This window comes from Paenibacillus lignilyticus (genome assembly GCF_017942085.1).
GTDB classification, from domain to species: Bacteria; Bacillota; Bacilli; order Paenibacillales; family Paenibacillaceae; genus Paenibacillus_Z; species Paenibacillus_Z lignilyticus.
In genome coordinates this window covers 230912-252120 of the sequence record NZ_JAGKSP010000004.1, presented here as the reverse complement: position 1 = coordinate 252120, position 21209 = coordinate 230912, and the positions used below count along the sequence as shown (strand labels likewise).

The 21209-nt window shown below is 51.7% G+C and carries 21 protein-coding genes; 5 read left to right on the top strand and 16 right to left on the bottom strand.

The window, feature by feature from the left end; translation table 11 throughout:
- Positions 1-30: 30 nt before the first annotated feature.
- The 8 genes from I8J30_RS13150 to I8J30_RS13115 all read right to left on the bottom strand — a co-directional run bounded on the left by I8J30_RS13150 (position 31) and on the right by I8J30_RS13115 (position 9783).
- A complete protein-coding gene (locus I8J30_RS13150; protein WP_210655252.1) occupies positions 31-936 on the bottom strand; it encodes a carbohydrate ABC transporter permease in 906 nt (301 codons plus the stop codon).
- Positions 937-947: 11 nt separating this feature from the next.
- Complete coding sequence (locus tag I8J30_RS13145; RefSeq protein ID WP_210655254.1) at positions 948-1871, bottom strand: ABC transporter permease; 924 nt, start codon at positions 1869-1871, stop codon at positions 948-950.
- Positions 1872-1962: 91 nt separating this feature from the next.
- Positions 1963-3525 carry a response regulator transcription factor gene (locus I8J30_RS13140; protein WP_210655256.1) on the bottom strand — a complete coding sequence of 521 codons (1563 nt, stop codon included), beginning with the start codon at positions 3523-3525 and terminating at the stop codon, positions 1963-1965.
- The gene (locus I8J30_RS13135; protein WP_240547753.1) at positions 3518-5278 is read right to left on the bottom strand and encodes a sensor histidine kinase; all 1761 of its coding nucleotides are present in this window, start codon (positions 5276-5278) and stop codon (positions 3518-3520) included. Before I8J30_RS13135 ends, I8J30_RS13140 begins: the two co-directional genes overlap by 8 nt.
- Positions 5279-5533: 255 nt before the next feature.
- Positions 5534-6301 carry a GTP pyrophosphokinase gene (locus I8J30_RS33665; protein WP_276316066.1) on the bottom strand — a complete coding sequence of 256 codons (768 nt, stop codon included), beginning with the start codon at positions 6299-6301 and terminating at the stop codon, positions 5534-5536.
- Positions 6302-6340: 39 nt separating this feature from the next.
- Positions 6341-7795, bottom strand: coding sequence for a cardiolipin synthase (gene cls / locus I8J30_RS13125; protein WP_420831196.1), 1455 nt, complete (start codon positions 7793-7795; stop codon positions 6341-6343).
- 724 nt (positions 7796-8519) lie between these two features.
- Positions 8520-9242: a DNA-binding response regulator gene (locus I8J30_RS13120; RefSeq protein ID WP_210655261.1), complete on the bottom strand. Its 723-nt coding sequence runs from the start codon at positions 9240-9242 to the stop codon at positions 8520-8522.
- 268 nt (positions 9243-9510) lie between these two features.
- Positions 9511-9783 carry a DUF2277 domain-containing protein gene (locus tag I8J30_RS13115; RefSeq protein WP_210655263.1) on the bottom strand — a complete coding sequence of 91 codons (273 nt, stop codon included), beginning with the start codon at positions 9781-9783 and terminating at the stop codon, positions 9511-9513.
- Between the two features lie 146 nt (positions 9784-9929).
- Between I8J30_RS13115 and I8J30_RS13110 the strand changes: the two genes are divergently transcribed.
- Positions 9930-10829 carry an SDR family oxidoreductase gene (locus I8J30_RS13110; protein WP_210655265.1) on the top strand — a complete coding sequence of 300 codons (900 nt, stop codon included), beginning with the start codon at positions 9930-9932 and terminating at the stop codon, positions 10827-10829.
- A gap of 65 nt (positions 10830-10894) precedes the next feature.
- Here I8J30_RS13110 and I8J30_RS13105 read toward each other — a convergent pair whose 3' ends face one another.
- From I8J30_RS13105 to I8J30_RS13090, 4 genes are read right to left on the bottom strand one after another with little or no spacing between them, the layout of a single operon-like run.
- Positions 10895-11602, bottom strand: coding sequence for a FadR/GntR family transcriptional regulator (locus I8J30_RS13105; RefSeq protein WP_210655267.1), 708 nt, complete (start codon positions 11600-11602; stop codon positions 10895-10897).
- Between the two features lie 18 nt (positions 11603-11620).
- Complete coding sequence (locus I8J30_RS13100) at positions 11621-12355, bottom strand: LutC/YkgG family protein (protein WP_210655269.1); 735 nt, start codon at positions 12353-12355, stop codon at positions 11621-11623.
- Positions 12345-13874: a LutB/LldF family L-lactate oxidation iron-sulfur protein gene (locus I8J30_RS13095; protein ID WP_210655270.1), complete on the bottom strand. Its 1530-nt coding sequence runs from the start codon at positions 13872-13874 to the stop codon at positions 12345-12347. The genes I8J30_RS13100 and I8J30_RS13095 overlap by 11 nt, the downstream gene beginning before the upstream one ends.
- Positions 13871-14599, bottom strand: a complete 729-nt coding sequence (locus I8J30_RS13090; RefSeq protein ID WP_210656061.1) for a (Fe-S)-binding protein — start codon at positions 14597-14599, stop codon at positions 13871-13873. Before I8J30_RS13090 ends, I8J30_RS13095 begins: the two co-directional genes overlap by 4 nt.
- A 172-nt stretch (positions 14600-14771) precedes the next feature.
- Between I8J30_RS13090 and I8J30_RS13085 the strand changes: the two genes are divergently transcribed.
- The 4 genes from I8J30_RS13085 to I8J30_RS13070 are packed head-to-tail and all read left to right on the top strand — an operon-like array spanning position 14772 to position 17170.
- Positions 14772-15101 (top strand): PadR family transcriptional regulator, encoded by a 330-nt coding sequence (locus tag I8J30_RS13085; RefSeq protein WP_210655272.1) that lies wholly within the window; start codon positions 14772-14774, stop codon positions 15099-15101.
- Positions 15094-15447 carry a DUF1048 domain-containing protein gene (locus tag I8J30_RS13080; protein WP_210655274.1) on the top strand — a complete coding sequence of 118 codons (354 nt, stop codon included), beginning with the start codon at positions 15094-15096 and terminating at the stop codon, positions 15445-15447. The genes I8J30_RS13085 and I8J30_RS13080 overlap by 8 nt, the downstream gene beginning before the upstream one ends.
- Before the next feature lie 11 nt (positions 15448-15458).
- Positions 15459-16409 carry an ATP-binding cassette domain-containing protein gene (locus I8J30_RS13075; RefSeq protein WP_210655276.1) on the top strand — a complete coding sequence of 317 codons (951 nt, stop codon included), beginning with the start codon at positions 15459-15461 and terminating at the stop codon, positions 16407-16409.
- Positions 16406-17170 (top strand): ABC transporter permease, encoded by a 765-nt coding sequence (locus I8J30_RS13070; protein ID WP_210655278.1) that lies wholly within the window; start codon positions 16406-16408, stop codon positions 17168-17170. The genes I8J30_RS13075 and I8J30_RS13070 overlap by 4 nt, the downstream gene beginning before the upstream one ends.
- 47 nt (positions 17171-17217) lie before the next feature.
- Here I8J30_RS13070 and I8J30_RS13065 read toward each other — a convergent pair whose 3' ends face one another.
- Genes I8J30_RS13065 through I8J30_RS13050 form a run of 4 tightly spaced genes read right to left on the bottom strand, consistent with a single transcriptional unit; the run spans position 17218 to position 21199 of the window.
- Positions 17218-17988, bottom strand: coding sequence for a DeoR/GlpR family DNA-binding transcription regulator (locus I8J30_RS13065; protein WP_210655280.1), 771 nt, complete (start codon positions 17986-17988; stop codon positions 17218-17220).
- A 39-nt stretch (positions 17989-18027) separates the two neighbouring features.
- Positions 18028-19503, bottom strand: coding sequence for a rhamnulokinase (locus I8J30_RS13060; protein WP_210655281.1), 1476 nt, complete (start codon positions 19501-19503; stop codon positions 18028-18030).
- 11 nt (positions 19504-19514) lie between these two features.
- A complete protein-coding gene (gene rhaA, locus I8J30_RS13055; protein WP_210655283.1) occupies positions 19515-20807 on the bottom strand; it encodes an L-rhamnose isomerase in 1293 nt (430 codons plus the stop codon).
- A gap of 20 nt (positions 20808-20827) precedes the next feature.
- Positions 20828-21199: a sensory rhodopsin transducer gene (locus I8J30_RS13050; RefSeq protein ID WP_091214085.1), complete on the bottom strand. Its 372-nt coding sequence runs from the start codon at positions 21197-21199 to the stop codon at positions 20828-20830.
- Between the last annotated feature and the right edge of the window lie 10 nt (positions 21200-21209).

The following is a 21209-nucleotide window of genomic DNA, read 5'->3' as shown; positions in this document are numbered from 1 at the left end:
TACCAAAGTCTGGCGAATCGAAGCGAGCCGTTAGCTTTTTACCGCACCAAGCGTCATCCCTTTGACAAAATAGCTCTGCAAGAACGGATATACGATCAGGATCGGTACCGTAACGATAATCGTAATGGCCATCTTTACGGATTCCGGCGAAATCTGCGCCATCACCTCGACCATGTTGCGGCCGCGGAAATTATCGACGTTCGTTGTCGTGCTCTGAATGACCTTCATGAGCTCGTATTGCAGCGTTGTCAGATGATCCTTCGAGCCGTTGTACAGATAAGTATCAAACCAAGAGTTCCACTGACCGACTGCAAGGAACAGGGCAATCGTGGCGAGTGCCGGCTTCGTCAGCGGCAGAATGACGCGCCAGTAAATGGTGAAATCATTGGCACCGTCGAGCTTAGCGGATTCTTGCAATGCATAAGGAATCCCATCGATAAAGGACCGAATAACGAAGACGTTGAATGCGCTAACAAGTCCTGGCAGCACATAGACGGCGAAGGTGCCCATCATGTGAAGATCCTTGATCAGGATGTAGAACGGAATCAAGCCGCCGGATACATACATCGTGAGAGCCAAGAACGTGGATACGAATTTCCGTCCCTGGAAGTCGACCCGGCTCAGCGTGAACGCCAGCATGGAAGCGCTGATGAGACCAAGAATCGTGCCGACAATCGTCCGGAGAATGGATATTTTGAGTCCGGTCATTAACCCGGAGAAGGCAAATATGGTTTCGTAGTTCTTCAGTGTGAATTGCCGCGGGAAGATGGTGATGCCGCCGCGCACACTGTCTGTTGAATCGTTAAGCGAGATCGCCAGAACATTTAGAAACGGATAGAGCGTGGCGACAGTAACAATGATAATGGCCGTATAGACAACGATATCGAAGATGCGGTCGGACCAAGGCGTACCGCTGGATAGTGAGCGAGTTTCCATTTGGCAGCCTCCTATATAATGCTTTCTTTCGTAATTTTCTTGAAAATGCCGTTAGCCGTGAAGAGCAAGAGAACACTGACGACAGAGTTGAAGATGTTAATCGCGGTACCGAAGGAATATCGTCCCATCCCTAACCCGTAGTTAAGCGCATACAAATCGAGCGTTTGTGAATAATCGCGGACTAGATTGTTGCCAAGCAAGAACTGTTTCTCAAACCCGATGCTGATCAAGTGACCAATCGAGATAATAACGAGAATGATGATCGTGGAGCGAATACCCGGCAGCGTAATGTTCCAAACCTGCTGCAGCCTGCTCGCGCCGTCCACTCTTGCAGCTTCGTAGAGCTCCGGTCCAATGCCGGCAATTGCGGCCAGATAGATGATCGTGTTCCATCCGGTTTCTTTCCATACATCCGAGGCGGTTACGATCCCCCAGAACAAATTGCCTTTGGCCGAAAACTGAATCGGTTCGCTGATGATGTGAAGACCGACTAGCAGGTCGTTCACCGCACCGTTATCGGTGGAGAGCATTTTCGTTACGATGCCCGCTGCCACGACCCATGAGACGAAATGCGGCAGGTACGAAATCGTTTGAACGAAACGCTTGAACACTTGAATGCGAACTTCATTGAGCAAGATGGCGAAGATAATCGGAATCGTAAATCCGGCAATCAAACCCATCACACTCATCGCAAGCGTATTACGCAGCGCTTGGAAGAACGAATCGTCTTGGAACAGTTCCTTGAAATACTGCAATCCTACCCAGTCTTGTTCGAAAAATGATTTGGCGGGCTTGAACTTCTGAAACGCCATCGTCCATCCCCAGAGCGGCAAATAGCTGAATACGAACACCCAAGCTATAAAGGGAAGAGACATGAGATACAAATATTTTTGCTGCATAAATGTGTGCCAGAAACGCGGCTTCCGGTAGTTCATAAGCAATTCCTCCTTGCTGTATGATCTAATGATAAGGAAAATAAAGCGTTTTCAATACCCTAACAATTTTGCTCAAAATCATATAAAAATCTCACATTTTCCGATAAGAGGACGGTGAAGTTCCGACGTATTTTCTAAATTTGCTATGAAAATAATCGACATTGGAGTACCCGACCTTCTCGGCAACCAGATACACTTTCATCCCTTGAGTGAGCAGTTCTTTCGCTTTCTCGACCCGAACTTTATCCAGATAAGTGTTGAAATATTCGCCTGTTTCGTTCTTGAACAGCTTGCCGAGATAGGCGCTGTTGTAGTTAAATACAGCCGCCAGCGCATCCAGCTTCAAATTCTCCACATAATTGCGCTGAATCAAATCAAGCATCTTCTTGATTTGTTTGCCCGTGCCAACGGTTGCCGATTCGGGCTTTAAGCCTTGCAAAAAAGCAATGACATGCAGCTCCATCTCGTTGTAGTGCGTTTGCTCGAATATGGCATGGATGCTGGCAGAGAGCTGCCCTCCCCTTGTCTGCATGTCAGGATCATGCTGCGACAGCTTGCTGATCACGCAGGTAACAATTTCGGCAAGCGTAGCTTTTATCGTTTGCTCCGAGCTGCCGCACGCCAACAGAAATTTGCCCTTCTCCGCAACCAATTCCGCTATCGCTTTCGCATTCCCGATATCGATGGCAAAAAACAACTTTGCAGCCGTTTCGCCGCAATCGAACACGGTTTCTTCAGCCGCTGCGTCGATTATTGGAGCAGTCTTTGCAATTGGTGCCGTTTCTGCTGTTATTAGCTGACCACCCGCATAGAAGAATCGCATGCTGACGAACTTCGCCGCTTCCTCGTATGAGCTGCCGATATCTTCTAATCGATTCACGCTTGATCCTGCCGCTGCAGTAAATGCCAGGTCCTCTTGGGACAATAGGGCGGCCATGTCTTTGAATAATGCCTGCCGCTTCTGCTCCAAGCTCAGATCCTTCTTCGCGAGCAGCCCGATAAAGGAATCCATGGTAAACACAACGCCTGTACCCGTCTCCTCAAATGCTTGAACGAACAGCCCCTTCAGCCTCATCAGCTGTCCATGCTCGATCTCATGCCCCTTGCCTTGCATTTTCAGGAGCACGACGGTATAGCTGTCCCAATTAAGGTCCGCATCCGTCAATTCGTTCTCCTGCAGTGCAGCTGGCACCTGACTGCCCGGAATCAGATAAGACTGCACGATTCGCTCGCGATTCCACACTTCCTTCAACTCGCTCTTGAGCTTCTGCGCCGATTCTCGCATCAGTGTGGCGTGCAGCTTGACCAAATAATCGACCAACTCGTCCTCGTCGACCGGCTTGAGCAGATAGCCGTCCGTATCCAGCGCAATCGCCTTCTTGGCATAGTCGAAGTCCGCATAGCCGCTCAGGATTAGCACATGAACGGACTGTTCGTTCTTGCGCAGCTGATCTATCAGCTCAAGCCCGCTCATTCCCGGCATTCGAATGTCCACGATCATCAGATCCGGCTTATGCCGATCATATTTCGCAAGCGCATCCTTCCCGTTTGCTGCGGTGTCCACCACTTCATAACCAAGTTCGTTCCAGTCAATTAGCGTTCGCAAGCCTTCGCGGATCGTAGGTTCATCATCTGTAATGAGCACTTTATACATAAGCAGAATCGCCTCCAATAGGAATCGTAAATTGCACTCTGGTTCCAATGCCCGGCTCGCTCCAAATATCGAGTCCGTACTCGCTGCCATAGAGAAGCTTCAGCCGCATATGAACATTTCGAAGCCCGATGCGGTTGCCTTCCCCATCCTCTTGATCGCCAAACGTTTGCAGGACTTCTTCCAGCCTCTCCCGCACCATGCCTTCGCCATTATCAATGACTTCGACGTGAATCATATCCCCCAGCAATTCGGCTTTCACGCGAACGAGACCGCCTTCTTCCCTGTTCTCAAGTCCATGAATAACGGCATTCTCCACCAGAGGCTGAATGATAAGCGGAAGAATCGGTGCCATATCCGCGGCGGGATCAACCAGCAGTTCATACATGAGCCGATCTTCATATCTGAATTTCTGGATGTCCAAATAACAGCGAACCATATCGATTTCATTGCGCAGCATGACGGTTCGATTGCCGGCTTCGAGATTTTTGCGCATCATTTTGCCCAGCAGCCTAACGACATTCGAAATCTCTTTCTCCCCCTTCAAATGGGCCTTCATCCGAATCGATTCGAGCGCATTGAATAAGAAATGGGGATTGATTTGACTGGCCATCATTTTGAATTTGATTTCATTTTGCTTCGACTGAATTTGCACCTTCTGCTTGTTTGATTCCTGTACTTCGATGAGGAGCTCGTTAATGCTGACCACCATGGCGTTGAACTGCCTGGACAGCTGTCCAATCTCGTCCTTCCCGTCAATTTCGAGCGCAATATCGAGGTTACCGGTCGCAACCTTCGTGATGTGCTTGCTTAGACGCAGCAGTCGATTCGAGAGAAACGTCGCAAAACCATAGATTAAGCCGATTGCCACTACGAGACTGATCGCAACAACCGACAGCGCCAGCACAATAATTTGATTGGCTTCCTTCACGATGCTGTCGATGGAAAAGACCGAAATAATCCGAATCCCGTTCAAGCTTGAAGCCGGGACGAGCTGTTCGATTTGAATTTGAGAGGATTTGCCGTCCACGACCGCTTGGAATCTCCCGCTTTGCTTATCGACGACGTTCGGATCAAATGAAATATCGGCAAGCGTCTTTCCTACCCGATTCGGACGGTTCGCGGACACGATATGATTATCTTCATCCACGATCATCGTCTCGAAGGTTTCTTGATTGAGAATCGAATCCAGCATTCGCCCGTTCACATTGATGACGAGTATGCCGATGTTATGCTGATTCAGAAAATCGATTTTGCGGATTAAGCTCAAATAGGGCAGATGATCGCGTTCATCCTCGATATAGTTCCAGCCGATCAGCCCGCTGCTGTTGATCGCCGTTTGATACCATTTCGACCGAATAATGGCGCTTGTCGGCTGAATGAACTCCCAGTTGTTAAGCAGCGTCTTATTATTGATGTAGAAACGGATGTTGGTAATCTCTTTATACAAGCGAATGTATTCTTTAATATCCGGGTAATCCTTGTACGCCTTCACGACGTCGTAAACGGTTTCATATTGACCATTCGCGAGTCCGGCGAGCCGGCTGTCATTGGACATCCGATAAGAAATATCATTCGAGACATTGATCACCTCGGCCGTCCGTTTCTTTACCCGCTCCACGTTTGCAGCAGTCTGTTCAAGCGCGTTTTCCAGCGCCATATGCCGCAGCTCGCTCGTCAGGAAGACCCCGACCATCATGACCGGTACGAAAACAACGACGATACAGGATAAAATAAGCTTTGTTCTCAGTTTCATGTCATTCATGCTGCGGATTAGGAATCGGAACATCGCTGAAGCCTTCCCTTCTGTACGTGAGCTATCTATTTACTGGAAGCGTTTTCAAAACAAACGGTTATTTCTGATGCTCAAAAGCATATTCTCCATTCTAATCAATTGAAACTCGAAAGAACAGGTAAAATTTGTTCCATTTTTCATGTAATAATTAGTGATTTTGGTTAAAAAACAAAAAAAACGATACCGGTTGGTATCGTTCTTTCGGTTCGGATACTTCTAAAGCGGCGACTGCGCAGGTGCTGGTTTGGGTGAAAGTGCAGCCACAGGCGCTGGTTTTGGTGCCGGTTTAGGCGTCGGTACCGCTGATTGCGCGGGTGGTGCCGGCGGAGACAACGCAAGCGAGGATGTCGTGGTATGCAGCGCATCTTCACTGAAGCGCTGTACTTCCTCCTTTAAACCCAGCATCCGCTTGTCCAGCGCACCGATCATATCGGCTGTTTCCTTCAATTGATCGCGAATGGAATCGGGCATGTCATCGTGAAATTGATAATAGATCTTGTGCTCCAAGCTGGCCCAGAAATCCATAGCGATGGTCCGCAGCTGGATTTCCACTTTCACATGCTCAATGCGATCCGATAGGAATACCGGAATTTCAATGATCATATGCAAGCTTTGATACCCGTTTGGCTTCGGATCCTTTATGTAATCCTTGACCTCGATGACCTTCACATCACCTTGTCTGAGAATCATCTCGTAAACGCGGTAGACGTCAGTTGTGAACGAGCAAATCACGCGTACCCCGGCGATATCCCGGATATGCGCGGCCGCATTTTCTTTGGACACTTCCACGCCTTTGCGCTGCAGTTTCTCCACGATGCTCTCCGGCGATTTTATCCGTGTTTTCACATGCTCGATGGGGTTGTAATGCTGAACGAATTGCAGTTCTTCGTTGAGAATCGTCAGTTTCGTGCTTATTTCATCCAGTGCAAACTTATAGCTCATCAGCATTTTGGCCCACTCCATGACCATTTGCTTGTCCATCATCTCTCTCACACTCCTTGTTGCTCTCATCTGTATTACCCACTACAAGATCGGTGATAACAGCCGGACGCAGGATTCCCTGAATCTGTGAAACGTCGATCGTTGCGTATAGGCTTCATAAGTCAGCTCCGAGCAGACCTTCATGTCATCCTCGAATATACGTTTCAGCTGTGACGCCGTTTCGGTATCATATAGAATCGCATTGACTTCAAAATTCAATTTGAAGCTGCGAATGTCCACATTGGCCGTCCCCACCGAGGCGACATGGCCATCCACGACGATCGTTTTCGCGTGAAGGAAGCCCTTCTCATAGAGATAACATTTCATCCCTTCGCTGAGTAAATCGCCCAGGTACGAGTACGATGCCCAGTACACCATTTTGTGATCCGGCTTGCTAGGCAGCATCATGCGCACGTCGATTCCGGATAATACGGCCATTTTCAAAGCGGTCAATAAGCTCTCATCGGGAATAAAATAAGGCGTTTGGATAAAGATCGTTTCCTTCGCGGAATTGATCATTTTGATATATGCGTTCTTGATTTGCTCCAGCGTTTGGTCCGGTCCGCTCGATACAATCTGAATGCCCGCGTTTCCCGTATTGGCGGTCGGCGGGAACAGCTCCAGCACATCCCTTGTAATCGGTGACGAGGACGCCATGTTCCAATCCAGCATATAATGCGCCTGCATTTGGAGCACCGCATGGCCGGTAATGCGCAGATGCGAATCCCGCCACGCCCCATAGCGCTCATCCTGCCCTAAATACTCATCGCCAATATTGAAGCCGCCAATGTAGCCGATTTGCCCGTCGATAATCGCGAGCTTGCGATGATTGCGGTAGTTGACGCGAATGTTGAGGTAGGGGATTTTGGAGGGGAAGAAGAAAGCGACCTCTCCGCCCGCCGCACGCAGCCGATCAAAGAAATGACGCGGAAGCAGCGAGCATCCGATGTCATCGACGAGAAATCGGACCTTGACCCCTTGTTTGGCTTTGCTTGCAAGCACATCGAGCAGGCGATTGCCCAGTTTGTCGTTCTGCACAATATAGTACATGAGATGAATGTGACTGCTCGCCCGCTCAATATCATCGAACAGCGCACCAAATTTATCATTGCCGTCGGTATAAATTTCAACCTTGTTGTTCTGCGTGTACAGCGCAAAACCGCTCGTCAAATTCATATAGATCATATCCGCGTAATTCGCCGCTGCCGCGTCGTTAAACACGACCTGATTATCCCGAAACTCCCGCCGCTGATTCTCGATCATCGCGTTCATCGTTTCTTTCGTCCGTTTGTTCAGCTTATAGATCTTCTTCTTGCTCAGGTTCTGCCCCAGTACCAGGTACACCACGAACCCCACCGCAGGCAGAAAGAGAAGCACCATCAACCACGCCCACGTCACGCCCACGTTTCGCCGTTCCATGAATATAACCGCAATCGCGAGCGGTATATTAACAACCATCAAATAAGTAAAAAAGTTCCCAAAATTAAGCATCGGCATGCCTCTCCTCGAATGCTTGCAGCATCTTTGCATTCCTTACCCAGTATAAACCATTTTGAGCCGTAGGCCAAAATGGTGGCAGGGGCCCGGTGACGTGCCCCGTGCGGCCGGGGTCATGTCACGGGCCAGCGGGGCGGCCGGCCGAGGCGGGCGCGCTGCCTCATGTAGATCTCTTGTTGTGCTACATTCGCTCATTACGCCGAAATTACTTCCATGTAGATCTCCTCGTGCATTACATTCACTCATTTTCCCCTATCTAGCTACTATGTAGATTTCCTCGTGCACTTCATGCGCTCATTTCGCCAAACTAACTACTATGTAGATCTCCTCGTGCGCTTCATGCGCTCATTTCGCCAAACTAACTACTATGTAGATCTCCTCGTGCGCTACATTTACTCATTTCCCCCTAACTAGCTACTATGTAGATTTCCTCGTGCACTTCATGCGCTCATTTCGCCAAACTAACTACTATGTAGATCTCCTAGTGCGCTTTATGCGCTCATTTCTCCAAACTAACTACTATGTAGATCTCCTCGTGCACTTCATGCGCTCATTTCGCCAAACTAACTACTATGTAGATCTCCTCGTGCGCTACATTTACTCATTTCCCCCTAACTAGCTACTATGTAGATTTCCTCGTGCACTTCATGCGCTCATTTCGCCAAACTAACTACTATGTAGATCTCCTAGTGCGCTTTATGCGCTCATTTCTCCAAACTAACTACTATGTAGATCTCCTCGTGCGCTTCATGCGCTCATTTCCGACCTCTTTGCTACTCAAATTTGAAGTAGACAGCTTATAGCGCATAATTCTGCCTGTCCCAGATACTTTCGTCACAAGAAGGCCTTTGCTAACAAGTGAACGAAGGTGTTTTGCAGCGGAGCCTCTGGAAATCCCCATCTTCTTCGCCGCAGCAACCGGAGTCAGTTCCCCCCAGCACTCCTGCATCAAATGCAGGAGTGCTCGCTCGTAAACGCTCAGCTCTTCGCCGGCGGGGCGAGCGATGCCGCCCCATTTGGCTAATCCCATGAGCAGCGTTTGTTGGCTTCGGCGGGGTTTCTCCATGACTTCGTCGTAGGCGAAACGCAGCAGTTTCCAGCCTTCGATGAGCAGATGATTTTGACGGCACAAGTCATCAGCGAATTTCCAACGAGAAATGTCCCGCCAGTGCGGCCCAAAGCCGTCAACCTCCAGTAATAGCTGATAAGACAACGGAGGGCAATAAGCGAAGTCTGCGAAGCGCGTCCCGCCTTTCAAATCCACTAGCTCATACTGGGGATGCAAATAGTCTAAGCTCCCGACTGCCGGCCACCACACCTGCTGAAGCAGAGCTTTCTCTGCCTCTCCGTACTCCGACAACCTTCGTTTCCGCTCCTCGCTCCCACTCTCCATCGCTTGTTCCATCATACGCGTATATGCCTGCTCGAACTCTTGCGCCACCATCATGACCCACTCCTCCGACAAATAAAAATAGGCTGCCCGCCCGGAAAAATCTCCGAGAAGAGCAGCCTGTGCTTCAGGACAAATTATGTAACTCATATATGCTTCAATTATAGTGGATTCGACTTCTGCGTGCTAGAGTTTTGGGATAAAAGAGGACATTCGAAGATACCGATTGCCGAATCGCTTAACGGATCGAATGGCCTCCCGTCGCTTCAATTATGACCTACTCAGCCATCATTCGTTGCTACTTCCTCCGGAATCACTTCACCGGCTACTTCGTCCCAAACCGCTTCACGGAACGGATTTTGGCGCGTTCGATCTCGACTTGGCGATTGCGCGGTTCGGCATTGGTTACCAATGAGCTAAGCAGTTTCTGCGCAACTGCGGTAACTTCGTCAATCGCGATGTGGAAGGCAGCCTCATTCGCTTTGGAGGGTGCAGTGAACCCTGAGAGCTTACGGACAAATTGCACCGCGGCTGCATGAACCTCTTCTTCGGTAGCAGGCGGATCAAAGTTGAACAGCGTCTTAATATTACGGCACATAGCGAGTCTCCTTTTGGTCAAGCATTATTCCTTATTTTACTACACCGCGGCCCCAGTCTCTAGTCTCGAACTCCGCACATGTACCCATTCGCCTGCAGATGAATAAAGTACACCATCTGATTATTTTCAGGAGGTAGCCACAGCCAATGATCCCCGTTTACCCGTATTACGGTAAAAAGACGGTCTGCAAAGAAGAGCCGATCGCGTTTCCTCCCCAGCATCAGCCTGTCCAGCCTGGGCTGGAGTATGAGATGGTGCCAAGGCCGATATTTGAAAATCCTTCGTATAAAGGCAGCTGCAAGCTGCAAGATAAGGTGGCCATCATTACCGGCGGCGATAGCGGAATTGGCCGTGCGGTTGCCATTGCTTTTGCGAAAGAAGGCGCTCATGTCGTCATCCCTTATCTATATGAGCACAGGGATGCTAACGAAACCAAACAGAGAATCGAGCAGCTCGGCAGAACCTGCCTGCTCCTACCGGGTGATTTAAGATCGGAGCAGCACTGCCGGGAAGTCGTCAATCTGACGATGAGGACCTACGGCAAGATAGATGTCTTAATCCTTAACCAAGGCGTGCAGTTCCCGCAAACCAGCATTATGCATATTTCCGCGGAGCAGCTGTACGACACGTACAAAACGAACATTTTCCCCATGTTCTATATCACCAGAGCAGCGCTGCCGCACATGAAATCCGGAGCCGCGATCGTCAATACAGCCTCCATTACCGCTTATCAAGGCGCACCTCTGCTCATCGATTATTCTTCTACCAAAGGTGCCGTTGTTTCTTTCACACGTTCCCTTGCCCTCTCTCTGGTGCACCAGGGCATCCGGGTAAATGCGGTTGCTCCGGGACCGATCTGGACGCCGCTTACCGTGTCCAGCTACCCTGCAGAATACGTTTCCACCTTTGGCCTGGATACGCCGATGAGGCGGGCCGGCCAGCCATTCGAGCTGGCACCTGCTTATGTCTACCTCGCATCTGACGATTCGAGCTACGTAACAGGCGAAGTCGTCCATGTCAATGGAGGCGCAATGGTCACAACCTAGCCACATCATATGCAAAACAAAATGCCCGCCAAGATCATAAACCTGATCTCGGCGGGCATCGATCCCTACAAATGCTTCAACAAATTACTCACCACATGCACAAGATGCTGCTTCATCCGCTCGCCCGCGAGATCGGCATCCCGGCTGGAGATCGCCTCGTAGATAGCGAGATGCTCGCGATACAGCCGCTCGGAAACCGAGCGATTCGCGTAAATCTCGACCCGGCGAATCTCGCGGATAGCCATTTCAAGCTGGCTCACGATGGAATCGAACAGCCGCACCATAATGGAATTATGCGTCGCTTGCGCCAGCGTCGCATGAAACTCCACGTCGGTGCGCTCCCCCTCCCGATCATCGCCGATCGATGCTTCCATCTCCTGCATGATCCGATGCAGCTCAGCCAAATCGGCGTCCGTCGCCTTCAAGGCAGCGATGGAGGCGTTCGATACCTCCAAAGACTGCCTTGCTTCAAGAAGCTCGAGCAGCGTCTCGCGGTTCATCCGCAGCGACTGCAATTCGGGCAGCTCCACTTCAGGCGGCGCGCTGTTGATAACGGTACACCCGCCGCCCTGTTTGATCTCGATATAACCCATAGCCTTCAGCGCACTGAGCGCCTCGCGCATGGTCGAGCGTCCGACGCCGAATTGCTCCGACATCTCCTTCGTCGAAGGCAGTTTGTCGCCGACCTTCAGCTTGCCGTCAATAACCAAGCGCTTAAGCTGCTCGGCAATCTCCTCATAATGATTGCGTTTCGATAAACGGGTAACTTCCATCGGTAGAATTCCCTTCTATTAGCCAACAATGATCGCGTAGACGACGCCGGGTCCATGTACGCCAATCGTCAGGTCGTTCTCGATATCGGCAGATCGGCTTGGCCCGGATATAAAATGAATGCCTGCCGGCAAGTTCGCTCGTCCTGCCTGATCAAAGTTTATCAAAACTTGGCCCAAACGTGTATGCAGCCGTTCAATCGGAATAATCGCCATGAGTACCGTCGGCAGCAAACTAACGGAGCGCCCTTTGTCCTTCGATGACGTAACCGTAATCGAAGCCGTATACGCCGCTGCATAATCAGCCACAACAACGCCGAAATCCGCTTCCGCAGCCCGTGCTTTCCAGTATTCCTCCGGATCGCTGTTCCAAACGGATATCTTCGCATCCGGAATGGCCGCTTCCAAGCCCAGCTCGTTCAGCTCCGGTTGATTTTGGCGGATCACATACTTCGCGCTCATCTCGGCCGCCTTGCCCGCAATAAACGACTTCGCTTCTTCCATATCGGCAAGCCGAACGGCATGCCCTCCGACGGCTTTGAAATTGTCCATAAACTTCGCGACGCGCTCCTCGAGCGGCCACTCAAAGTCTTGCCAGAAATCCGGCGCGCCGCGATACGGATGCGCCGGCGGCGCGATCTCGCGCGGACGTCTCAGCTTCGCGGAGATGCCGTCGATGAAACCCGTCTGCTTCGCGCGCGACTCCGCGTCAAGCCCGTCGAGCCATGCTTGATGCTCCTTTGACCTAGCTGCCATGACCATGCCCTCCTCCTTTGCCTGTTCCGCGTTCCTTCACGATCGCTTCCATCCGGCGCTTCATCGCTGGATCCATTTCCTGCAAGCCGCTGCGGATTTCCGCTTCCATCGTAGGCCACTTCTCCCTAAACGATTCCTTCGGCAAGCTCGGCGCAACGCGGTACGTGTTCCAGCCCTTCAACGGACCGACCTTCGTGCGGATTCCGCCATCGCGAACGACCAGCTTTTGACCCAATTGACCGATCTTCAGCACGGCTTTAAATCGCTTCGAATTCTTCATCACCGCAGCGAAGCCCTTCATGCCGAGCGCTTCCAGCTTATCGCCGCGGCCGCTCTCCAGCTTGCGCCGGCGCAAATAAACGAGCATTTCGTGCAGCGGAATCTTCACCGGACAAGCCTCGTAACACGCGCCGCATAAACTCGAAGCATTGGCGATATCGTCCCACTCCGCAACGTTTTTCTTCAGCGCCGGGGTAAGCACCGCTCCAATCGGTCCGCTGTACGTGCCGCCATAGGCATGACCGCCAATGTGGCGATAAACCGGACAAGCATTCAAACAAGCGCCGCAGCGAATGCAGTTCAGCAGTTCTTGGAACTCAGGGTCGCCAAGCTGCAGCGAGCGCCCGTTATCCACGATAATAATATGCATCTCATCCGGGCCGTCCGCATCGACCTCGCGGCGAGGCCCGGAGATAGCCGACATATATACGGTTAGCTTCTGCCCTGTCGCCGAACGCGGCAGCAGCGTCGCCATCACTTCCAGATCGGCGAACGACGGAATAATACGCTCCATCCCCATCAGCGTAATTTGCGTCTTCGGAACGGTCGTCACCATCCGCGCATTGCCCTCATTCTCGAACAAGACCATAGATCCCGTTTCGGCAATGGCGAAATTACAGCCTGTCATGCCAATGTCCGCTTCCAGAAACCGTTCCCGCAGCTTACGGCGCACGAAGCCGGCAAGAATCTGCGTATCCGGCTCAAGCGTCTCTCCGGCATCGGCCGAGAGCAGATCCGCAATTTGATAACGATTCAAGTGAATAGCCGGGATGATAATATGGGATGGCGTTTGGCCGGCCAATTGAATGATATATTCGCCAAGATCGGTCTCAATCGCCTCGACCCCGATCGATTCCAGCGCCGTGTTGAGATGAAGCTCCTCCGTCACCATCGACTTGGACTTCACGACCGACTTAGCCTCAACATGCTTCGCAATATCCAGCGAGATCTTAACCGCATCCGCTGCCGTCTCGGCAAAATGCACATGGACACCGTTCGCTCGCGCATTGTTCACAAACAGATTCAAGTAATAATCGAGATGCGCAATGGTATGCAGACGGATTTGCCGTCCGCGCTCGCGCCAATCGTCCCAGTTGCCATGATCCTCGGCTGCTTTCTCCTTGCCCGTACGCAGACGCTCTGTCGTAAACCGAACCGCTTTACGCAGAAAATCATTGTTCAGCGCAATATCCGCCCGTTCCTTGACCGTGTTGCCGCCAACCGTTCCTGCTCCACTCATGCGCCTTTCACTCCTTCATAGAGAAGCTCCGCCAGATGCATCACGCGCACAGGCTTATCCCGGTATCGCAAATTGCCCGCAATGTTCATCAGGCATGCCATATCTAGGCCAACAAGTACTTCCGCTTCCGTCTCCAGCACATGATCGCTCTTCTCGCTCACCATCGCACCGGAGATATCCGACATTTTTACCGCAAACGTACCCCCGAACCCGCAGCAATCATTGGCAAAAGGAAGCGGAATCAGCTCCATCCCCTGCACCTGCTTCATCAGCATGAGCGGCTCCTCCTTCACGCCCAGCAGGCGACTGCCGTGGCAGGAAGGATGATACGTGACTTTATGCGGGAAGCTAGCGCCAACATCCGTAACCCCTAGCACCTGCACCAGAAATTGCGTAAACTCGTAGGATTTCTCCTGCAGCTTAATCGCTTTCTCCAGCATGACAGGATCGTTCTCGAACAGCTTCGGATAATGATGAATCATGCCGGTACAAGAACCGGATGGAGAAATGACGAAATCGCAATCTTCAAAAGCAGCCAGAATCGTAGCCGCCGTCTCACGCGCTTCCTTCCAGTAGCCGCTGTTGAAAGCAGGCTGGCCGCAGCAGGTTTGCACGGTCGGGAACTCCACGGTTACGCCGTATCTGGCTAACAAACGGATCATCGCCTCACCGACCGGAGGATATAAGGCATCGCTTAAACAAGTAATAAATAAGGAAACTTTCACGTTCATCGGCACCTCGCCTTATGAAATAGTTATGATATCATTTTATCAGGTTGTCAGACATGTTGACAATATAAAAATGCGGAGACTTGGCCTAATTTACTGTTTACAACACAGCTACTTGGTGATACTATGTAGTGGTACTAAGCGATACAAAGTAGCTTGGAGGACGTTTATGGAAAACCTTACGGAAATGCTGAAAGGGGTTCTGGAAGGCTGCGTGCTTGAAATCATCGGCCGGAAAGAAACCTATGGCTACGAAATCGTAAAATCCCTCAATACGCTCGGCTTCCAGGATGTCGTCGAAGGCACCGTCTACACGATTCTGATCCGGCTCGAGAAAAATCAACTCGTCGATATCGAGAAGAAGCCCTCCGATGTCGGGCCACCAAGGAAGTTTTACCGGTTGAATGACGCCGGGCAGCGTGAGCTTAAGTTATTTTGGGACAAATGGGGCTACATCTCGTCAAGACTTGCCCAACTGAAGGAGGATAGCCGTGTTTAAGAAAATCGTTCATGCCATCCAAGAAGGACGTAAGCAGAAAAAAGTGTACAGAGCATGCGTCAAACGTGCAAAGAAGCTCCCCTATGAATACCGCGAAGTATATAAAATCGCCTCACATTATATGCTCACTTTCTCGTCTCAGGATCCCGCAGTCATCAACCTCTTTCCCGAGATGCTCGACATGTTCGAGCTGGCCGCCGCCGAAGGACGAGACGTTCTGGATCTAGTCGGAAACGACGTCATGGCTTTCTGTGACGGATTGCTGGAAGGTGTGTCTTCTCAAACGTGGACAGGACAGATGCGTGCCAAAATGAACGCATCCATTCATAAAAAACTGGGGAAATAGGAGGCATCATCATGCCGACGACGACGAACAATCTTGCCATTGAGGTAAAAGGCCTCAAGAAGGCTTACAAAAATGTGGAAGTTCTGCGGGGAGTCGACTTCGCCGTGCAGAAAGGTTCGACCTTTGCCCTGCTCGGCTCCAACGGTGCCGGCAAAACCACGATCATCAAAACCCTTGCCACCTTGCTCCAGCCTGACAGCGGGAATGCGAAGATTAACGGCTATGATGTATCTGTGCAGCCGGAGCAGGTACGAAACGAAATCAGCCTGACAGGACAAAGCGTCACCGTAGACTATATTTTGTCCGGACGCGAGAATCTTCGCATGATGGCCAAACTGCGCCATTTGCCGAACCCCGACAACCAAGCCGACGAGCTCCTGCGTCGCTTCGACCTGCTCGATGCCGCCGATCGCCGCATCGCGACTTACTCCGGCGGCATGTGCCGACGTTTGGATTTGGCCATGAGTTTGCTGGGCAATCCGCGCGTTATTTTTCTGGACGAGCCGACTACCGGTCTTGACCCGCAATCCCGTATTGCCATGTGGGAGATCATCAAGGATCTTGCAAAATCGGGTGTCACCGTCTTCCTCACGACGCAATATTTAGAAGAGGCCGACCACCTTGCCGATCAAATCGCGATCTTGCATGAAGGCACAATCGTTGCAAACGGCAGCCCTGCGGAGCTGAAAAACCTGCTGCCGCGCGGACATCTGGAGCTCCGTTTCGATCATGAAGCTGCGCTGTCAAAAGCACGCGACCTGTTTATCGAATACAACGCGACGGCAGATGAGAACAATCTCACGCTCTCCGTCATCACCGACGGAACTACGAAGCAAATGCTCAAGCTCCTGACTAAAGCAGCGGACGCGGAAATCGAGATTGCCGAGTTTGCGCAGAAGCTGCCTACATTGGAAGATGTATTTCTGACATTCGTCTCAAACGAAAAGGAGCGGTCCCTATGAAGCTGATGCATGTTCTAAGCGATACTGCCGTTATGAGCGGACGTGTCATACGCTATTCCACGCGCAGCATCGATACCATTATTACCGTGCTTGCCATGCCGATCATGATGATGCTGCTCTTCGTTTATGTCTTCGGCGGGGCGATGGACACCGGCGATCTAAGCTATATCAATTACATTGTGCCCGGCATCTTACTCTTTTGTATTGCCAGCGGTGTTGCCTACTCTTCGCTCCGTATCAATAATGATCTCACCAAAGGTGTTTTCGAGCGCTTCCACTCCATGCCTATCGCAAAAGCATCCATTCTAGGCGGTCATGTGATCGCGTCCTTAGTGTTTAACGTCATTTCGCTCATTGCTATCTTTCTCGCGGCTTTCTTAATGGGATTTCGCCCTCAAGCTGATGCGCTCGGTTGGGTATTGGCTATTCTCATTCTATTGCTCAGCATTCTCGCATTCACGTGGATTGCCGTCACCTTTGGCCTACTTGCCAAAACCTTCGAAGGCGCCGGGGTATTCGCTTACATTCTGATGCTGCTCTTATTTGTCAGCTCGGCATTTGCCCCTACCGACAGCATGCCGAGAGCCGTTCGCGTTTTCGCCGAATACCAGCCTATGACGCCGCTCATCGAAAGCATCCGTTCTCTCTTACTCGGAGGAACAGCGGACCAAACAACACTTTCGGCGCTGATATGGAGTTCGGCGATCCTGGTGGTCTTCTGTTACTCCGCGATGAAGGTGTATAAGCGGCGCATGAAATAACAATAAAAAAGATGACTTCCGATTCGATCGGAAGTCATCTTTGCTGCTTACACGGTCAAAACCGAAATCGAAGTACGATCCGCAAGCTGCAGCCGCGTATCCTGCGGAAGCCGCTGATCCGTAATGATCCGATTGATCTCGCTGATGTCCGCGACATGCGTAAACGCCTGTACTCCGAACTTGCTGGCATCGGCCAGCAATACTACTTCGTCCGCCATACCGATCATTTTCTGCTTGATGCGCGCTTGCAGTTCATTCGACTCGCTAATGCCGCGGTCCAAATGAACCCCTTTGCAAGAGAGAAATACTTTATCGACATGGTAAAGGTCGAGCGACCGCTCTGCAAGCGGACCGACAAAAGATAACGAGCGCTGCGCCAGCAAGCCGCCTGTCGAAATGACTTCAATGCGCTCCTTGCTGCTCAGCTCGGTCGCTACTTTGATCGAATTGGTCAGCACCGTCAGCGGAAAATCCGGCAAATACGAAGCCATATACCACGCGGTAGAGCTCGCGTCCAGCAGGATACGGTCTTTCGGGCGAATGAGCTTGACCGCCTCCTGCGCGATACGCTTCTTCTCCTCCGCGTGCGTAATTTCACGCTCCGCATACGGAATTTCCGGCTGCTGCTGCGGCAGATCCTTCACGCTGACCGCACCGCCATGCGAACGGCGAAGCCTTCCCGCTTGCTCAAGCCGATCCAGATCGCGTCGGATCGTCTCCTCCGTCACCTGGCACAGCTCGCTGAGCTCCGTTACCCGGATGCTGCCCCGTTCATTTACCAGTCCCACTATTTTCTCATAACGCTCTGCAACCAGCATAGTCATCCTCTTCTCGCGAACTGCTCATATTGCCATCTTCTATTGGATAAGTCCCGTTAACGCACGGAATTTCCCGTATGCATCATCCCATAACTGGCGTTCCTGCGGCTCGTACACCACGACAGGGAACGACTCCCGGATCACCTTGCGCGCTTCCCAAATATCGGAGAGCTCGTCTTGCGCAATCCACTGCACGACTAAGTTGCCAAGTGCGCTGCCTTCAACCGGCCCGGCCCAAACCGGCTTGCCGATCGCATTCGCCGACCACTGGCACAGCAGCACATTTTGAATGCCGCCGCCTACCATATGCAGACCGCTGAACGTTTTGCCTGACAGCCGCTCTGTTAATTCAAGCACATAACGGTATTTCAGTGCAAGACTTTCCAGAATGCAGCGGACGATTTCGCCCGGCGTTGCCGGCGCTGTCTGCCCCGTCGACACGCAATATTGACGAATTCGCGCTGGCATATCGCCTGCATGCAGGAACATCGGATCATCCGGTTCGATGAGCGCACCGAATGCCGGCGCTTTCTCCGCCAAAGCAATCAGCTCAGGGAAAGTGTACGATTGACCGGCACGTTCCCAAGCTCTGCGGCTTTCCTGCAAAATCCACAGCCCCATAATATTCTTGAGCAAACGGTAGGTGCCGTAAACGCCGCCTTCATTCGTGAAATTCAGCTCCTGCGCGAGTTCGTTGATGATTGGACGATCGATCTCCGTCCCCATCAGCGACCAAGTGCCACAGCTTAAGTAAGCAAAATCTCGCTCCAGCGCCGGAACCGCCGCAACCGCCGAGCCCGTATCGTGCTCGGCTGCCGCATAAACCGGCACTGCACCGATGCCGAGCTCTTCCATAAGGGAAGGCCGCAGTTGACCCACTCGTGCCCCCGGCTGAACAACGTCGCCGAACAGCGATGGCGAGATCCCGATCGCTTCTAGCAGCGGCTGGTCCCAGCGTGCTTCGAGCGGATTGTACAGCTGCGTCGTTGTCGCATTCGAGAACTCGTTATGCATCTCGCCGGTCAGGAAGTACCGAAGCAGATCCGGAATCATGAGAAACCGTTCTGCCCCCTCAAGCAGCGGAGAATTTGCTTCCTTCAGCGCCGCAAGCTGGTAAATCGTATTAAACGGCAGAAACTGAATCCCTGTCCGGCCGAAAATCATTTCCGTCGTAAGGCGCGCCTTCGTGCGTTCCATTACTCCGTCGGTATGACGATCCCGATAGTGGTAGGGATTGCCCAGCAGCTCGCCGTCTCGGCCGATGAGTCCGAAATCGACCGCCCAGGAGTCGATGGCAAGGCTTGCCGGCGTTTCGCCGGCATGTTTCGCCTTCAGCAGTCCTTGTTTGATTTCATGAAACAAACGGAGAATATCCCACTGCAAACGGTCGCCGACGCCGACCGGATCATTGCCGAATCGGTGAAGCTCCTCTACCTCGATAACGCGATTATTTAATCGGCCGAGCAGCGCCCTTCCGCTGCTGGCTCCAAGGTCATAAGCCAGAATGCTTGGCAAGCTGCATCCTCCTATACGTTAGATTCTGCTGCTTCGACCGGTTCTTTGCCCCGCTGCAGCAATACCGCTTGCTCGTAAGCTTTCACTTCGGCAAGCCATGCTTCACGCACAGGCACGCCGTTCTTCTCGCAGTAATAATCCCAAACCGCGCCGAACGGGTAAGATTTGAATTCCTCTTGCAGCGCAAGGCGAGTCGTATAGTCGCCATCAAGCTCCGCTTGGCGCAATGCTTCTACCGGATCCAGCATCGCTCTCATCAGCGCTTTGATCGTGTTGCGCGTTCCGATAACCCAAGCGGCTACACGGTTAATGCTGGCATCGAAGAAATCGAGGCCGATATGCGTTTTGCTAAGCAGATCGCCGCGGACAAGCTCACGGCCGATATCGATCAGCTCATCGTCCATCGTCACGACATGATCGCTGTCCCAGCGCATTGGGCGGCTGACATGGAGCAGAATGCCGTCTGTGAACAATGAAATCGCAGACAGCTTATTCGAGATGACCTCCGTCGGGTGGAAATGGCCGGCATCCAGACAGATCAGTTTATTGTTTTGCATCCCATAGCCCATGTAGAATTCATGCGAACCAACAACATAAGCTTCGGAGCCCAAGCCGAACAGTTTGCTCTCCACTGCATCCAGGTTATGAGCAGGGTTCAATTCTTCCTCGAAAACTTCATCGAGCGCATCCTTCAACCGTTTGCGCGGTGCCAAACGATCGACCGGCGTATCTTTGAATCCGTCCGGAATCCATACGTTCGTGACGCAGGTTTGGCCGAGCTGCTCGCCGAAATAAGCGCCGATTTTGCGGGATGCTTTGCAATGGTCGATCCAGAATTGACGAATCTCCGGATCCGGATGGCTCAGCGTGAAGCCGTCCTTCGACTTCTCGTGGGAGAAGCAGGTTGGGTTAAAATCAAGGCCGAGTCCTTGCTCCTTCGCCCAATCGACCCATTTCTGAAAATGTTTCGGTTCGATTTTGTCCAATTCGACTTGCTCGTCCGTATCTACATAAATCGCATGCAGATTCAGCTTGTGCTTGCCGGGAATCAAGGAGAATGCCAGCTCCAAATCCGAGCGAAGCTCCTCCGGCGTACCGGCAGCTCCGGGATAATTACCGGTAACCGAAATGCCTCCTGTCAGCGCTTGGCCTTTGTTCAGGAAGCCTCGTACATCGTCTCCTTGCCAGCAATGCATCGATATTTTAATTTGAGCCAGCTGCTCCAATGCCGCATCCACGTCAATACCATGGCGTGCATACAGCGCTTTGGCTGCCTCATAATTGGCTTGAATTGTTTGGTCCATCTCACATGCTCCTTTTATCGTTATTTTAGAGGATGAGCTATGACTGACATTAATGCATTCTCCGCTTGCGTTGCATCCAAACGGCTGTATTGCACGATAATCGGAATATCGCTCAATACCTCAATCGCATAAGGAACGCCGACCGGAATGAACTCTCCGCCTGACGAAAGGGAAGAGGTACGGATATGTTTGGTTCGTCTGCCCGGTACGACAACAAGAATGTTTTCAATCGGATTGCGATCCTCGAAGAAAATGGTCATCCGGATCAGTGCGTCTTCCGATGCACAGTTGAGTACACACACCGATTCGTGGCTTTCAAGTGAACCTTTGCTCGTTGGAGGAATGTAGCCGTCCGGTATAATCCAGTGCTTCTCGCCTCTTGCTTGATACATGCCCGCACCA

Bases quoted from the DNA above. Each gene is read 5' to 3' on its own strand.
- I8J30_RS13140 (WP_210655256.1), bottom strand. From the start codon at position 3,525: ATGTATAAAGTGCTCATTACAGATGATGAACCTACGATCCGCGAAGGC.
- I8J30_RS13135 (WP_240547753.1), bottom strand. From the start codon at position 5,278: ATGAAACTGAGAACAAAGCTTATTTTATCCTGTATCGTCGTTGTTTTC.
- I8J30_RS33665 (WP_276316066.1), bottom strand. From the start codon at position 6,301: ATGATGGACAAGCAAATGGTCATGGAGTGGGCCAAAATGCTGATGAGC.
- I8J30_RS13050 (WP_091214085.1), bottom strand. From the start codon at position 21,199: ATGTATCAAGCAAGAGGCGAGAAGCACTGGATTATACCGGACGGCTAC.
- I8J30_RS13150 (WP_210655252.1), bottom strand. From the start codon at position 936: ATGGAAACTCGCTCACTATCCAGCGGTACGCCTTGGTCCGACCGCATC.
- I8J30_RS13095 (WP_210655270.1), bottom strand. From the start codon at position 13,874: ATGAGTGGAGCAGGAACGGTTGGCGGCAACACGGTCAAGGAACGGGCG.
- I8J30_RS13110 (WP_210655265.1), top strand. From the start codon at position 9,930: ATGATCCCCGTTTACCCGTATTACGGTAAAAAGACGGTCTGCAAAGAA.
- I8J30_RS13115 (WP_210655263.1), bottom strand. From the start codon at position 9,783: ATGTGCCGTAATATTAAGACGCTGTTCAACTTTGATCCGCCTGCTACC.
- I8J30_RS13105 (WP_210655267.1), bottom strand. From the start codon at position 11,602: ATGGAAGTTACCCGTTTATCGAAACGCAATCATTATGAGGAGATTGCC.
- I8J30_RS13085 (WP_210655272.1), top strand. From the start codon at position 14,772: ATGGAAAACCTTACGGAAATGCTGAAAGGGGTTCTGGAAGGCTGCGTG.
- rhaA (WP_210655283.1), bottom strand. From the start codon at position 20,807: ATGGACCAAACAATTCAAGCCAATTATGAGGCAGCCAAAGCGCTGTAT.
- cls (WP_420831196.1), bottom strand. From the start codon at position 7,795: ATGCCGATGCTTAATTTTGGGAACTTTTTTACTTATTTGATGGTTGTT.
- I8J30_RS13100 (WP_210655269.1), bottom strand. From the start codon at position 12,355: ATGGCAGCTAGGTCAAAGGAGCATCAAGCATGGCTCGACGGGCTTGAC.
- I8J30_RS13075 (WP_210655276.1), top strand. From the start codon at position 15,459: ATGCCGACGACGACGAACAATCTTGCCATTGAGGTAAAAGGCCTCAAG.
- I8J30_RS13145 (WP_210655254.1), bottom strand. From the start codon at position 1,871: ATGAACTACCGGAAGCCGCGTTTCTGGCACACATTTATGCAGCAAAAA.
- I8J30_RS13120 (WP_210655261.1), bottom strand. From the start codon at position 9,242: ATGATGGTGGCGCAAGAGTTCGAGCAGGCATATACGCGTATGATGGAA.
- I8J30_RS13065 (WP_210655280.1), bottom strand. From the start codon at position 17,988: ATGCTGGTTGCAGAGCGTTATGAGAAAATAGTGGGACTGGTAAATGAA.
- I8J30_RS13070 (WP_210655278.1), top strand. From the start codon at position 16,406: ATGAAGCTGATGCATGTTCTAAGCGATACTGCCGTTATGAGCGGACGT.